This is a genomic window from Streptomyces sp. NPDC001668 (assembly GCF_042893155.1).
GTDB lineage: Bacteria > Actinomycetota > Actinomycetes > Streptomycetales > Streptomycetaceae > Streptomyces.
On record NZ_JBIAUQ010000017.1, the window covers coordinates 120,082 to 133,792 of the forward strand.

Consider the following 13,711-nt stretch of genomic DNA (forward strand, 5'->3'; position numbering starts at 1 on the left):
GCATGAACGACGCGGACCTCCTCGATGAGCTCATCTCCTCCCTGGCCCAGGACGAGTGGGTGTACGCGCGCTGGTGCCGGAGTTCGGGAGCCGACCTCGCCCATCATGTGCACGACCTCGCCAAGGCGGCCGAAGCCGACTGGGCCCACGAGGCGGCGAAGGGTGCCACCGGACCGACCGGGACCGGGGAGATCGAGTCGGCCCTCCATCCGGTCCCGCGCGACACGGCCACCGAGTTGCTGGTCGGTCTCTCGAACGACAGCCTGGTGTTCTCAGGACACCCGCGGCGCGACCGTACGCGTGTGAGGCAGACCGCGGCGAAGGCGATCTCGATTCTCGGCCCGGGGTCGGAATGGTTCTCCAACCTCGACGGTTCCTGGCCGAACACAGGGGCGTGGAATCCGGTGACCAGGCACACCTTCGACGGCGTGGTCGCGGGCCGGGGACGCGGATTCGTCGTCGTGCTCCTCCAGGTCGGCGAGGACTGAGCGCTCCGCCGGACGGCACCCAGGCGTGCGGAACGGCTGCATAGGATCGCCGGCATGGCGCTGCGACCCGTTCAGGTGAACGTGAAGGCCCTTGACGCGTCGGCGGTCGGCCGGTTCTGGGCTGAGGCGCTCGGGTGGAGTGCCTACCGTCCCGGTGTGACCACGTACGTCGGCCCCGCGGGCGGTCTCGTGTGGCCGGCCCCGGTGGGCCTCGGCATCGACGTCGTGCCGGTCCCGGAAGCCAGGACGGCGACGAAGAACCGCGTGCACCTCGACCTGGCGACCACCTCCACGGCCCACCAGGCGGAGTTGGTCGCCCGCCTGAAGACCCTCGGCGCGACGCCCGCCGACGTGGGCCAGGGCGACGTGCCGTGGACGGTCCTCGCCGACCCCGAGGGCAATGAGTTCTGCGTGCTGGAGCCCAGGGAGGTCTACCGGGACACCGGGCCGATCGCCGCCGTGGTGGTCGACTGCGAGGATCCGCGGGCCATGGCCCGGTTCTGGGGCCGGGCGACGGACTGGACCCTGCACGAGGTGACCGACGACCAGGCGTCGCTGCGTTCGGCCCGGGGCGACGGCCCGTATCTCGAGTTCCTCCGCGTGCCCGGTGCGAAGACCGTGCCGGACCGCGTCCACCTCGACCTGCTGCCGTACCCCGGCGACGACCAGGCCGCCGAGGTGGCCCGCCTCCGCTCCCTCGGCGCCACCGACCTGGACCTCGGCCAGGGCGACGTCCCGTGGACGTGCCTGTCCGACCCGGAGGGTCACGAGTTCTGCGTCCTCGCACCGCACTGACGCGCGTCAGCTCCCTGCGCCACGTGGGCCTCAAAGGCGTCGAGGGCACCCCCGGCGGCTGTGTGATCACGCAGAACGGCTACATGCCGAGCGACAACGCCGTATTGCAGGCGATATCGGCGGGCACCAGCGCCTACGGGGTCTACTTCAACCCGAAGGGCGGGACCTTCGGCACCCTGGCCCGCGACGGCGAGATCGTCGCGTACGACGAGATCCGCGTCGGTCCGCACGCCTCCGACCCGGACGCCTACTGGACGTTCCGCTTCTGGCAGCGCAATCACGCCTTCCCCTACGGCGCCGACACCTTCGCCTACGGCTGCTCCGCGGCCGGCCTACGGATCACCGACGCCCGCGACGCGATCGACCCCCGCGCCCCACGCCGCTGGGCGGCCCTGCCGTCCCGCCTTCAGCGCTGACCCGAGACCTTCCGGGAGCCGTGTGGTCTTCCCGGCCTCCGGGCGGGAGCGTGGCCAGGTAGACCACCTGATCCCGTCACGACCGGCGCCGCGCCTCGATCTCCTCCCGCTCCCCGGAAGGGCATACAGCGGATACGCCCCCACCGCCCCGAACGGCAGCAGCGTCCCGCCGACGTCCGGGAAGAGCAGCACCTCAGCCCTCGAAGCCGGCCGCCGCGAGAATCTCGTCGATACGGGCCCGATGCGCCGCCTCCCACGCGTCGAGCGTCTCGCCCGCCTCCTTCGCCAGCTTGGCGCGCGCGGCGGCGAGGACGTCGGCCCGGCGCGCGGCCGGGACCGCGACGACCCCCTCCTCGTCGGCGACCACCACGTCCCCGGCCTCGACCGGCACCCCACCGCACCGCACCCGCTCCCCCAGGGGCACCACGGCCTTCTTCGCGCCCGGGATCGGGATGACCCCCCGGGCGAACACCGGGAACCCGGCCTCCCGCACCTCGGCGAGGTCGCGGATCAGCCCGTCGAGGACGAAGCCCGCGATGCCCCGCCGCTGCGCCACCGCGCACACGTTCCCGCCGGCCAGGGCGTAGTCGAGGTCACCCGACTCGACCACGATCACCGAGCCGGCCGGCGCCCGGTGGATCGCCGCGTGCAGCATGAGGTTGTCGCCGGGAGGGCACCGTACGGTGAACGCCGGTCCCGCGATCCTCGGCACCGGCCCCCACAGTGGCCGGATCCCGATGTCCATGACCCGGTCACGGCCGAGCAGATCGGCCAGGGTGGTCGTGGGAACGTCCGCAAACTCAGTGGTCTCGATCATGCCCCGGACGTTACCGTGCGGGTATGACTGCCGGGTCGGCCTTGTGCCGTGAGCGAGTTGGGTGCCCGGCCTCTGAGTGAGGCCGGGGAGGGCCAGGAGCCCTCCGCTTTTTCTGAGTCGTGAGTCGTCAGGAAGTGACCGGAGACCAGAGAAAGCAGAGAGAGTGCCCCATCCCATCCAGGACTTCAACCAGAAGATCATCGACGAGTTCCGCGCCCACCACGGCCGTGTCGGCGGCCCCTTCGAGGGCGGCCGGCTGATCCTCCTCACCACCACCGGCGCCCGCACCGGCACCCCGCACACCACCCCCGTCGGCTACCTCCCCGACGGCGGCGACCGCATCCTCGTGATCGCCTCGGCAGGGGGTTCGCCCCGCCACCCCGACTGGTACCGCAACCTCGTCGCGCACCCCCAAGTCACCGTCGAGAGCGGGGTGTTCACGTACGAGGCGAAGGCGGTCGTCCTGGCGGGCGAGGAGCGGGACCGAGCCTTCGCACGGGCCGTGGAGTCGGACCGAGGCTGGGCCGCCTACCAGGAGAAGACCGACCGCGTCCTGCCCGTGGTCGCCCTGCACGAGATCGCCCGGCCGGGCCCGCCGAACATCAACGCCTCCTCCCCCGGCGAGGCCATCAGGCTCGTCCACGACGTCTTCCGCCGCGAACTCACCCTGATCCGCAAGGAGATGGCGGCGGGCGGCCCGGTCCTCGGCGCCCAGCTCCGCGTCAACTGCCTGACGTTCTGCCAGGGCCTGCACAACCACCACACCGGTGAGGACGTGGCGATGTTCCCGTTCCTGGCCGACCGCCACCCGGAGGCCGCCCCGGCTCTCGCCCGTCTGCGTGCCGAGCACGAGCACATCGCCGCGCTGGTCGAGGAGTTGCGGGAGGCGCTCTCCGGCACGGACCTCGATTCCGTGCGCACGGAGGCCGACCGTCTGACGACCGAGCTGGAGGCTCATCTGACGTACGAGGAAGAGCAGTTGCTGCCCCTCCTGGAACCCGCCTGACCTACCCCCGGGCGGCCGCCGGCGCGCTAGAACGGCAGCGGCCGCCCGTGCACCACCACCAGCCGCGACACCGCCCGGGTCAGCACGACATACAGCCGGTGCAGCCCGCGCTCCTCGGCCTCCGCGATGGCCGCGGGCTCGACGGCCACGACATGGTCGTACTCAAGTCCCTTGACCACAGCGGCCGGTACGACGCTCACCCGCGCACCGAGCTCGTCCGGTCCGGCGGCGGCGATCCCGGCCGCGTCGAGGGCCCGCCGTACGCGTTCCACGTCGGCGTCGGCCGCGACGACCCCCACGGAGCCCTCATGCGCGAGCGAGTCCCGTACGGCCTCCACGACCGCGGCCGCCAGGTCACCGGCCGCCGGGACGACGCTCAACTCCCCGTCCCTGCGCAGGGACCGGCCCTGAGGCACCTCCACATCCAGCTGCCCGAGCAGCCGGTTGGCAAGCCCCACGACGGCCTGTGGCACCCGGAACCCGAGGGTCAGCGGTACGACGGCCGCGTCCGGCTTGCCGAGATGCCGCAGGACGGTGTGCCATGAGCGGGCCGCCCAGGGCGTGGTCCCCTGAGCCAGGTCACCGAGCACGGTGACCGACCCGAAACGGGCCCGGCGCGCGATCGCCCGGCACTCCATCGCAGACAGGTCCTGCGCCTCGTCGACGACGAGATGGCCGTACCCCTCAGGGTGTTCGATCAGCCCGGCGACCTCGTCGAGCAGCACCAGATCGGCCGCCGACCAGCGCGCCGACTTCCAGGACCTCGGCGGCTTGGCCCACAGCAGGTGCCGCTGTTCCTCGGCGTCGAGAATCCCGTCGGCGGCGGCCGCCAACTCCTCTCCGTCACTCAGCAGTTCGGCAAGGACCTCCTCGGGCCTCGCCTTGGGCCACACGGCGTCGAGGAAGGCCCCGAGCACCCGGGCCCGCGAAACCCGCTGCACCCAGGCGCCGTTCTGCGGCCCCGCGCGCCGCTCGGCCTGCATCTGCACACACCGCACCACCCGGCTGCGCACCCGCTCCCGCCCGACGGCGTACGGGGGTTCCTCCTCCCGTACGTCCGCCACGATCCGCGTGAGTTCACCGGCCCCGACCCGCCAGTGGTACGAACCGTCCTTGATCTCGACGGAGTCGACCCGCGCGGTCGTGACCCGCGCGTACAGCGCCCGGCGCAGCACCTCCGCCATCCGGGGGTCGTGCTTGAGGACGGCGGCGGCGCGGGCATCGGTGCCGGTGACCGGGTGGCGGGCAATCTCGTCCTGGAGCGTGGACTGCCGTACGCCGGTCTCCCCGAGCGCGGGCAGCACCTGGGAGATGTAGGAGAGGAAGGTCCGGTTGGGCCCGAGGACGAGGAGTCCGCCCCGCCGCATCCGCTGCGGGTGGGTGTACAGCAGATAGGCGGCCCGGTGCAGCCCGACGGCGGTCTTGCCGGTGCCGGGAGCGCCCTGGACACACACGGAGAGGGCGAGGTCCCCTCGTACGAGATCGTCCTGTTCGGGCTGGATGGTCGCGGCGATGTCCCGCATGGGCCCGACCCGGGGCCGTTCGATCTCCTGGGTGACGATGTCGCTGACCTGGGGCGTCTCTCCGTCCTTGAGGTACTCGTCCTCTAGTCCGGTGAGGTCGGCGGAGGCCCCCTCGCTCCCCGGCGCCCAGCCGAACCGCCGCCGCACGGCGACCCCCTGCGGATCGCGGGCGCTCGCCTGGTAGAAGGCCCGGGAGACGGGAGCGCGCCAGTCGACCACGAGGGGCGGGGCGGCGGGGTGCTCGGTGATCCGGAGCCGGCCGAGGTGGTAGCCCTGCCCTGCGTGCTCCCCGTGGTCGAAGTCCAACCTGCCGAAGAACAAAGGCCCTTCGGGAAGCTCCCGCATCTCCTTGGCCTGACTTCGCAGCCGATACCCGAGCACCTCGGCATCCGCCCCGGAGGCGGAGACGTCCTCACCGACGACGACCTGCCGCTGGGCACCGTCGACCATGGCGGCGAGGGCGGCGCGGCAACGGTCGTGGTGGACGCGCTCGCGGTGCAGGGCCTCTTTCAGCGCGGGAACGAGAGCGGCGGGGTCGGCTGACGTCATGGGGACGAGCGTACGCGAAAAAATGTAACCGAGTTAAATATTTTACCCAGTCACGCTCAGGCGAGCCAGGCCAGCCCGCTCGCCAGCACCCCGAACCCCCGCTCGGCCGCGGCCACGGCATCCCCGCGCACGTCCTCGACGGACTCCCCCCGGGCGATCCGCCCCCAGTTCTCCATGGCGAGAATCCGCCGCACGGCGATGATCTGCCCGGCGGCCAGCCGAGCGTCGAGATCACCCCCGAGCACCTCGGCGAGCGCGGCCTCCTGCCGCTCCAGGTGACGGTGTGCACGGGCGACGAGGGCGGGAGTGCCGTAGAGAAGCCGGTGGAAGGCGAGAACCTGGGGATGGTCACTGAGTCCGGTGACGGGATCGCCCCGCTCCAGCCCGTCGAGAAAATGCCGCCGCAGCGCGACCAGGGGCGCCTCGTCCGAGGCGACGACCACCCGCGCCGCCTCGTCCTCGTGATCGGCGATCCGGTGCAGGACGAGGTCCTCCTTGGCCGGGAAGTACCGGAAGAGGGTGGGCTTGGAGACCCCGGCGACGGCGGCGATCTCGGCGACGGAGACGGCGTCGAAGCCCTTCTCGAGGAAGAGGCGGATGGCGATCTCGGAGAGGGTCTCGTACATCCGCTGCTTCTTGCGCTCGCGCAGGCCGGGGTGGGTCATGGGGGTGAGCCTACGGAGTGGGACCGCCTCTAGCGCAGCGCGAGGGTGAGACAGCCGTTGACGTCCCGGCGGTCCAGGAGGCCCAGGGCCGCGGTCGCCTGGGCCAGCGTGGTCAGGTAGGCGTCCACAGCCCCCCGGACGTGGGGAACGTCGCACCCCGCACCTGTCACCAGGCGATGGAGGTCGAGGTAGACGGAGCGGGCGACCTCAAGCCGGCGGTACGTCGAGTAGTCCTCGTACAGGTTCGTCATGAACCCCTTCTCGTACAGGGTCCCCGGGAACCGCTCCTCCATCCGCAGCGCCCAGCGGCGGAGCATCCGCTCACGCATGTCCGGCCGGGTCGGAGTGAGGTGATGGTGGCGGGCCAGGTCGTACAGGGGGTCACCCACCATCGCCATCTCCCAGTCGATCAGGGTCAGGGCCAGGTCGTCGTCGCGCCTCACGAGGTTCTGCGGGCGGAGATCACCGTGCAGGAGGGACGGGGGCCGGCCCTTCACGTGCGTCCAGAGGATCTCGCGCAGGCGCTCCGCGGGCGGCAGGCCGAGAAGATCCGCCAGGTGCCGTGTCTCCTCCGGCAGACCGCGGACCATGTCGACGAGCTGGTCGAGCTGTGCCGCGTAGAAGTAGCCGGCCGCGCACACGGTCGGATCGAGGTACGCCCCGTCGATCTGCCGCAGGGCCACGAGCTGATCGACCAGCGCGTCCCCCTCGCGCGCGGTGAGTCCGCCCGCGGGATGCTCGGGCGGCGTCCTGCCCCGCCGGTCTCCCTCATAGGTGTGGATGGCGAACCGTTCTCCCCGGCCGTCCTCCCCCAACGCCAGGACCCGGGGCGCCGCCACAGGAGCCTTCGCCTCCTCGATCAACCGCAGTACGGCGTGCTCGCTGAGGTGACCGCGTTCGAGCCGGACGGCATCGCTGCGCTTGCGCCGCACCACGACACCGAAGTCGGCTGCCGGAACCCTGACCACCGAGTTCACATGTGTGGTACCGACGAAGACCAGCCGGGCCGAGACCTGTCGCTCCCGCTCCAGAGCTTCGGTGACGGCGCCGCGCGGGAAGTCGGGGTGCTCCGGCACGCGGCGGTCCGGCAGCCATACGACCGGCTTCCCGGTCCCGCTCGGCCCACCAGGGCCCCTCCCTTTCCCCCGGCTGCCCAGCCAGTCGGTCAGAACCCGCTCGATCCTGCGCTTGCCGGGAGTCCTCCGGAGCTTCAGCGGGCGCTTGGCCGCCTCCAGAGCCGCGTGGATCTCGGTCACCGCCTGGTCCAGACGCCGCCGGTCGACGGGGCCCTCCCGCAGTGATATCGCTGCCCTCATGACGTCGGGGTAGACGGACTGGGCCCGCTCGAAGGCCACGTAGTGGCGCAGGTCCTCTTCCACTCCGGCAACCGCCTCCGGGCAGACCAACGACATCTGCTCCACCCACGAGTTGACGACCTGGTGCCACTGACCTTGCGGATACCCCATCCGGACGAGGTGCGTCGCGAGGTCGTGCAGCGGGTCCCCGTAGGACGCCAGCTCCCAGTCCACGCAGATCAGGGGTTCCTCGGCGCCGAACGACACGATCACGTTGTCGCCGTACAGATCACCGTGCAGGAGGCCGAAGGGGCGCTCGGTCATGACCGTTACCCGCTCGGCGAATCGCACGAGAGCCTTCTCGGGCACCCAGAGCGCCTCGAACAAGCCCCCGAACTCGGGCCAGTTGTACTGCCTGATCTGCCGATCCGCCTCCAGCGCGAACGTCCGCAGGTACCCCTGGGAGTCCGAGTGATCCTTGGGCCACGTGACCGGCCGGGGCGGCAGCACGTGCTCGGGTACCAGCCGCATCAACGCGAACAGCCTGCACAGCGCGACGATGAGCGCCTGAGGTTTTGGCCGATCGTTTCGGCACATTCGGGAGAGCGGGATGCCGTCCACATAGCTGTGCACATCGAACCCGTCGCCGGCGTACAGGACCTCGGGAACACTCCAGTCTCCGCGGCCGACGGCCCTCAGGATCGCCGACTCGTCGTTCCAGGTACGGGTGACGACCCGCAACGCGCCCTTGCGAGGAACCCTCACGACGACATCGGTGCCGGGCGGGATCCCGATCAAGTCCGCCATCTCGTAGGACAAGGGCAGTACGAAGTTGTTGTTGTGATGACCTTTGCTCGGTTTCCCGGTCTGTTCTGCGCGCTTCAGAAAATCGGCAGCGACAACAGACTCAACAAGCGTCAAACGGGAGGCGGGAGTTGCACGCACTGGTTGCTCCGTTGAACGTGAACTGTTCGGAAAGCAGGATCAGCACGTTAGTACACGCACGACTCTGACAGCACGTGAAAACAGAGAGACTCATGCCGCACACGACATGCAATAAACTGGAACAGGCTACTGCGCCACTACGGCAAAACCTGTCCTACGCGGTCGAGTTCATCCCGTAGGCATCCTGTGCCCGGCTCCATCGCACGAGCGCCCCCGCGATCTCCGAGTGACTGGGCACCCGCTTCAGTCCCAGTGTCCCGGCGGCGTCCCCCAGCACCTTCTGCAACTTCAGCGCCGCCCACGGAATCCCGGCACGGCTGAACGCCGCACCTTCGGGCCCCAGCAACGACTGCGACACCCGAACGATGTCCGTGTACACAGACTGCGCTTTCTTGAAGGCCAGGATCTTCGGCAGATCCTCCGCCCATCCGCGCGAGCTGCCGGGCCGGGCCTGCTCCACGACCTCGCACCAGGCCCGGGCCATGCCGCGCTCCTGGGCCGCAGGGTATTTCATCAGGTAAAGATGGGTCGCCAGGTCGTACAACGGATCACCGAACATCGCCAGTTCCCAGTCGATCGCCCACAGTCGACCACCCGGGTCGACGATCAGGTTCTGCCGGTGAAGGTCGCCGTGAAGAAGACAGAAAGGGCGTTCTCCCAACCCGGAAACATGCTTGCGGAGATGGCTGAACGATTCTCTCTCCACGCCCAGTTCACCGAAGAGCTCACCGAAGCGCTCGCTGTTCTTGTCGAAGACCTGGTCCTCGCAGAAAACGATCAGACGGTCGAGAAAGCCGTTGCAGTCGCCTTCCTCCGCGCGATCCCTGTTCCCGCACCGCCGGTCCACGGTCAGCGTGTCCGGGGTGATCCGCGCCATCTCGCGGAAAAGGTCGACGATCTGACCGAAGACCGAGGCGGGCACACGCCGCCTCCACCACAGGGGTCCACCGCCGACCGTCCGTCCCTCGATGAAGCCCTGAAGCCCCATGCCCTCGACATCGACGATGTCGGGGATACGGGTGATCCGCCCCTGCAGGGCACGCAGCAGATCCTCCTCCGACCGGAAGCACCGGCGGTCGAACCAAAGGATCTCCGCACGCGGTTCACGGACCTTGACGATCCGGCTTCCGCCAGGGAGGAACAGCACATACGTCTCGTGGTGGTAGCCCTTGAGCGGGCCCTTCACCACGCTGGAGCCGCCGCCCAGGACGTCGGCGAGACGCCTGGCCTCGGAGACCAGTTGGGGAGTCATTCGCTGGGTTCAGCCGTTCCGGTGGAGCCGCAGGTGTAAGGGATGAGGCACGTTACTCCATCGTCGAGCCGCGTCGAGGGAGAACTCGTCCATCGGACCCGCCCGGCGGACGCCCTGCCCCGAACGAGCGTGCTCCGGGCGCAACCCGGATCCCTCCGGGGCCTCGGATCGTTGCCAGGCCGACACCCCGGGGGTAGCCCAAGTCACTCACGGGTAGGGACAGTCGGGACATAGGGAGGCCCATGAGCGACGCGATCGACGATCAGGAAGCCGTATTCCAGCTGCTCACCGAAGCGCGGGCGGTGCTCTTCGACTTCGACGGGCCCGTCTGTGATCTCTTCGACGGAGCGTCCACCAAGGGCGTGGCGGACAAGATCAAGCGCAGGGCACGGTGGTACTGGCGCACGCTCGACCAGGAAGTCGAAGAGTGCGACGACTCCCACAAGATCCTGAGGCGGCTCAGGGACATGTACGACCGGTCGGACCCGAAGCCTCGTTTCCGGCGGCCGCTCACCCTCGCGGAACGCATCGTGGCCCGGCAGGAGCGGGGGGCGGTCAGAGAGGCCGTGCGGACACCGGGCGTCGTCACCCTGGTGCACCTGCTCCACGACCTCGGCCTGCCGCTGGCCGTCGTGAGCAACAACGCCGAGGGCCCCATCCGGAAGTACCTCAAAGCTCCTGAGCTGAAGGAGAAGTTCGTCCATGTATGCGGCAGGGACCCCAGGAACGCGGGGCTCATGAAGCCGGATCCGGACTGCGTGGAGCGGGCCCTCGTCCGGCTCTCCCTGGACGCGTCCGCCTGCGTGCTGATCGGCGACCAGCTGACCGACCTGGAGGCCGCCCAGAAGGCGGGAACGCCGTTCATCGGCTTCACCCAGGACCGCTCGCGCGCGCAGGAGATGAGCGCCCGCGGAGCCGAGGCCGTGGTCACCTCGTACGCCCCTGTCATCGCGGCCGCCGAGCAGCTCCTCGACCGGGTGGCGCCCGCGAGGCCCCTGTCGCCTACCGGCCGGTGAGGATCTCCCAGGTGGATTCGAACCACTCCCGCATACCGTCCACGAACACCGTTCCCGGCGCGTACGGATCGTCCGGGTTCTTGACGTGGTGGGTGAGTCCGGCGCCCAGGCCCACCACGTCCACGGCGCCCTCGATCTCCGTGCCGTCGTCCAGCACGATGGAGCGCCGGTACGGCTTGTAGGGGCCGGACACCGCCTCGACTCCATTGAGCAGGTAGAGCTTGGCGTGCGGGATCAGCTCGACATGACGGATCTGCACGTCCACCGAGGACACCAGCTCTTCCGCCTCCAGATTGCGCAGCACCGAACGGACGGACGCGGTGTGCCGCCGGGAGATGGCCAGGTATCGCTGCTTCAGCAGTTCGTCGTCCGCGGCGCGGCCGGTCCGCCAGTAGGGCGGCACCAGCGACTCGGAGGGCAGCAGCATGCGTACGACGATGCGCTGCGGGGCGATCTGACGGAGCCGGATGCGCTCGGCCTGAAGGCGGATATGGGTGTCCAGCGACTCGGACGTCAACGTGAAGACGTCGAGCATGACGTCGGGCTGCTCGAAGGCGTGGTCTATGAGTGGCCGCAGCGTGACCATGCGGTCGCTCGTCGGTGATTGGATGCGCTGCCCTCTCACCACCCTGGACCCGCTGCCCTGCTTCGATACGATCCAGCCCTCGCTGGACAGTTCCCGCAGCACCCGCTGGATGGTGTCCCGGGAGACACCGAACTCCTCGGCGAGCGCGCGTTGGGACGGCAGGAGCGAACCCACGGGGTAGGTGCCGTCGGTCAGCCGCGCCCGCAGATCACCCGCGACGCGCTCGAACTCCTTGCCGCCGCCCTCGCCGCTGTTGCCGTCACTCACATCTCGACCGTACCGCGCATCTCCATCCAGCAGGCCACTTCCAGTCAAGTAAGTGGCCCAGTTTTGCTGCCAGTTACTGGATCAGCACTTCCGGGAATCACTCCACTGAGTCAACCAGTCCAATTGGACTGAAAGTTGATCGGTATCGGGAATGGGTGTCCGGCAGCGTCAACTGGGGGAGTCGTGGTCGTTCCGCAACTGCTTTTAGCCGTCCTCGCGTTGAGCGTGGACCAGATGTTCACCTCACGCTTCGGGATGCTCGGCGTGATGTGCCTGCTTCTCGTCGGCGCGGGTCTCAAAGCGCGCAGCACGGCCTGCGTGTCCACGGGAGCTGTGATCTTCGTCGTCCTGATGCTCCAGGCCTAGGCCTGGAGCACTTCGAGGACGGACAACAGCGAACCCACGATCGACGTGGCTCCAGCGTCCCGTAGCAGCTTCTCCTTGCGCTTGTTACGCGCGTAGCCGAGGAACGGGACGCCGGCGCTCCGGGCGGCGAGGTAGTCGGAGGGGGTGTCGCCGATCATCAGGGCGTCGGGGAGGGCCGCTCCCATCGCGCTCAGGGCCCGGTTGAGACAGTGCGGGTGCGGTTTCAGATGGTGCAGGTCGGAGGTACGTCCGTAGATGTGGGGGGCGAAGCAGCTGACCAGGTCGCGGCCGGCCAGGTACGTACGGACCACACGGGGTGAGTTGTTCGTCGTGATGGCCAGACGAGAGCCCACAGCCGTCCAGGTACGTATCAGAGGGTCGGCGTAGGCGGTCGGCATCGCCGATGCCGCCGCTCTCAGCTCCTCCTTGGTGAGACGTTCCTCCAGCTCCGCGACCAGGTCGCTGCCCGGGTGCCGGGCGTCCACGGCGCGCAACACGGCGTGCGGGTCCAGGGTCTGCCGCTCATTGTCGGTGACGAGGCCGTGCAAGCCGCGTCCTTCCAGCCAGGCCACCAGCTCCATGGCCACCTTCTCGGCCGAGTGCCCGGAGAACAGGCTGCAGATCGGCCCGTCGAAGTCCCAGAGCACCACCCGCGCGCGGGCGATCAGGTCCTGCAGATTCCCGGTCTCGTTCTCGGTGTGCGATGCCACCTGATCTGTCTCCGTCGTATCAGAAGTCACTAGGAGAGTGTCAGGTCCGTGGTGATGGTTGCCCAGAGGGCGTCGAACCACTTCTGCGACTGGTCCACGAACGCGGCGTCCCGTTCGCCCGCCCCCTTCTCGAAGGAGAACAGGAGGGACTCCGTGCCCAGGACGTCGTACATGTCCAGCAGTCCCGCGTCCGTGGCCTCCTCCCGGCGGGCGACCATGTAGTACGCGATCAGCGCCTCCGAGCCGTTGAGCAGGTACAGCTTCACCGGCGGGGTGAACGGCAGGGCGCGGAACGTGACCTTGACGTCGATGCCGTGGGAGGAGCGCAGGGAGCGGAGGTTGTGGCGCAGGACGTGACCCTGGGCGTTGCGCATGTCCAGCCAGCGCTGGTGGACCGGGTTGTCGTCGTCGGGGGCCTCCACCGGCACCGGGAACGCGAGGTTGATGTCGCGGGAGGGCAGCAGGATGCGCACGTCGATGGACTCGGGGTGTATCCGGCCCTCGTGAATGAGGCGGACCGGCTCGCTCAGGGCCACCATCAGGGTCTCCGAGGTCAGGCAGGCCGCGTCGACGCGGACGTGCGGACTGGAGAAGGCCTCCGTGAGGCGGGGGGCGAGGCCGACCATCGTCGGCTGGGGCTCCCCCGAATGGCCCGGCACCCGCTCCGCGATCCGCGGCGGGCTCCCCTTGCTCACGTTGCTGAGCAACCCGTGCTCCTGGAGGGCGCGCAGCGCCTGGCGGACCGCGCCCCGTTCCACCCCGAACTCCTCCGCGAGTTCGGCCTGGGTGGGGAGGCGGTCGCCGGCCTTGAGGTCGCCGGTGCGGATGCGTTCCCGCAGAGTGTCGGCGATTTCCTGGGGCGAGAGCCTTCTGTTGCCGTTCACTGCCACGTTCTCCTGGGTCACGACCAAACGTTACAACTCCAATCCATCTATGGGGAGTTGTTCTGAAGTTGTTTATCAACTGCCACCAAGTGGGGACAACATAGTTAGAGTTGGTTGCCAACTTGGTTGAG

At 69.3% G+C, this 13,711-nt stretch carries 14 protein-coding genes; 6 read left to right on the forward strand and 8 right to left on the reverse strand.

All coding sequences use genetic code 11. From position 1 onward, the window contains the following. Window positions 1–2 precede the first annotated feature (2 nt). Genes ACFYZ8_RS37395 through ACFYZ8_RS37405 form a run of 3 tightly spaced genes read left to right on the forward strand, consistent with a single transcriptional unit; the run spans window position 3 to window position 1,699 of the window. Entirely contained in the window at window positions 3–488 is a 486-nt protein-coding gene (locus ACFYZ8_RS37395) for a hypothetical protein (RefSeq protein ID WP_388540045.1), read from the forward strand. Between the two features lie 54 nt (window positions 489–542). Continuing rightward, window positions 543–1,283 carry a VOC family protein gene (locus ACFYZ8_RS37400; RefSeq protein WP_388540042.1) on the forward strand — a complete coding sequence of 247 codons (741 nt, stop codon included), beginning with the start codon at window positions 543–545 and terminating at the stop codon, window positions 1,281–1,283. Window positions 1,284–1,306: 23 nt separating this feature from the next. Next, the gene (locus ACFYZ8_RS37405) at window positions 1,307–1,699 is read left to right on the forward strand and encodes a hypothetical protein (protein WP_359039653.1); all 393 of its coding nucleotides are present in this window, start codon (window positions 1,307–1,309) and stop codon (window positions 1,697–1,699) included. Window positions 1,700–1,892: 193 nt separating this feature from the next. Here the strand turns inward: ACFYZ8_RS37405 and ACFYZ8_RS37410 are convergent, their stop codons facing one another. After that, entirely contained in the window at window positions 1,893–2,516 is a 624-nt protein-coding gene (locus ACFYZ8_RS37410) for an RraA family protein (RefSeq protein WP_359039651.1), read from the reverse strand. 163 nt (window positions 2,517–2,679) lie between these two features. On the opposite strand from ACFYZ8_RS37410, the gene ACFYZ8_RS37415 reads away from it, so the two are divergent. Continuing rightward, the gene (locus ACFYZ8_RS37415) at window positions 2,680–3,522 is read left to right on the forward strand and encodes a nitroreductase/quinone reductase family protein (RefSeq protein ID WP_388540038.1); all 843 of its coding nucleotides are present in this window, start codon (window positions 2,680–2,682) and stop codon (window positions 3,520–3,522) included. Window positions 3,523–3,548: 26 nt separating this feature from the next. On the opposite strand, the gene ACFYZ8_RS37420 is transcribed toward ACFYZ8_RS37415, so the two are convergent. The 4 genes from ACFYZ8_RS37420 to ACFYZ8_RS37435 form a co-directional block, all read right to left on the reverse strand. Next, window positions 3,549–5,594, reverse strand: a complete 2,046-nt coding sequence (locus ACFYZ8_RS37420) for a HelD family protein (RefSeq protein WP_388540035.1) — start codon at window positions 5,592–5,594, stop codon at window positions 3,549–3,551. Between the two features lie 56 nt (window positions 5,595–5,650). Continuing rightward, window positions 5,651–6,259: a TetR family transcriptional regulator gene (locus tag ACFYZ8_RS37425; RefSeq protein WP_388540031.1), complete on the reverse strand. Its 609-nt coding sequence runs from the start codon at window positions 6,257–6,259 to the stop codon at window positions 5,651–5,653. Between the two features lie 29 nt (window positions 6,260–6,288). Then, window positions 6,289–8,373, reverse strand: a complete 2,085-nt coding sequence (locus ACFYZ8_RS37430; protein ID WP_388540028.1) for a phosphotransferase — start codon at window positions 8,371–8,373, stop codon at window positions 6,289–6,291. Window positions 8,374–8,653: 280 nt separating this feature from the next. Further along, on the reverse strand, window positions 8,654–9,751 hold the full coding sequence (locus ACFYZ8_RS37435; protein WP_388540025.1) for an aminoglycoside phosphotransferase family protein: 1,098 nt from the start codon (window positions 9,749–9,751) through the stop codon (window positions 8,654–8,656). A 242-nt stretch (window positions 9,752–9,993) separates the two neighbouring features. Here ACFYZ8_RS37435 and ACFYZ8_RS37440 point away from each other — a divergent pair, with 242 nt between their 5' ends. Beyond that, on the forward strand, window positions 9,994–10,767 hold the full coding sequence (locus ACFYZ8_RS37440; protein ID WP_359039639.1) for an HAD family hydrolase: 774 nt from the start codon (window positions 9,994–9,996) through the stop codon (window positions 10,765–10,767). Here ACFYZ8_RS37440 and ACFYZ8_RS37445 read toward each other — a convergent pair. Then, a complete protein-coding gene (locus ACFYZ8_RS37445; protein ID WP_359039637.1) occupies window positions 10,754–11,620 on the reverse strand; it encodes a GntR family transcriptional regulator in 867 nt (288 codons plus the stop codon). The two genes, ACFYZ8_RS37440 and ACFYZ8_RS37445, sit on opposite strands and share 14 nt — an antisense overlap. Window positions 11,621–11,854: 234 nt before the next feature. On the opposite strand from ACFYZ8_RS37445, the gene ACFYZ8_RS37450 reads away from it, so the two are divergent. Further along, entirely contained in the window at window positions 11,855–11,986 is a 132-nt protein-coding gene (locus tag ACFYZ8_RS37450) for a hypothetical protein (protein WP_359039635.1), read from the forward strand. Here the strand turns inward: ACFYZ8_RS37450 and ACFYZ8_RS37455 are convergent. Beyond that, the gene (locus ACFYZ8_RS37455) at window positions 11,983–12,696 is read right to left on the reverse strand and encodes an HAD-IA family hydrolase (RefSeq protein ID WP_359038109.1); all 714 of its coding nucleotides are present in this window, start codon (window positions 12,694–12,696) and stop codon (window positions 11,983–11,985) included. The two genes, ACFYZ8_RS37450 and ACFYZ8_RS37455, sit on opposite strands and share 4 nt — an antisense overlap. A gap of 29 nt (window positions 12,697–12,725) precedes the next feature. Beyond that, a complete protein-coding gene (locus tag ACFYZ8_RS37460) occupies window positions 12,726–13,607 on the reverse strand; it encodes a winged helix-turn-helix domain-containing protein (protein WP_359038107.1) in 882 nt (293 codons plus the stop codon). Between the last annotated feature and the right edge of the window lie 104 nt (window positions 13,608–13,711).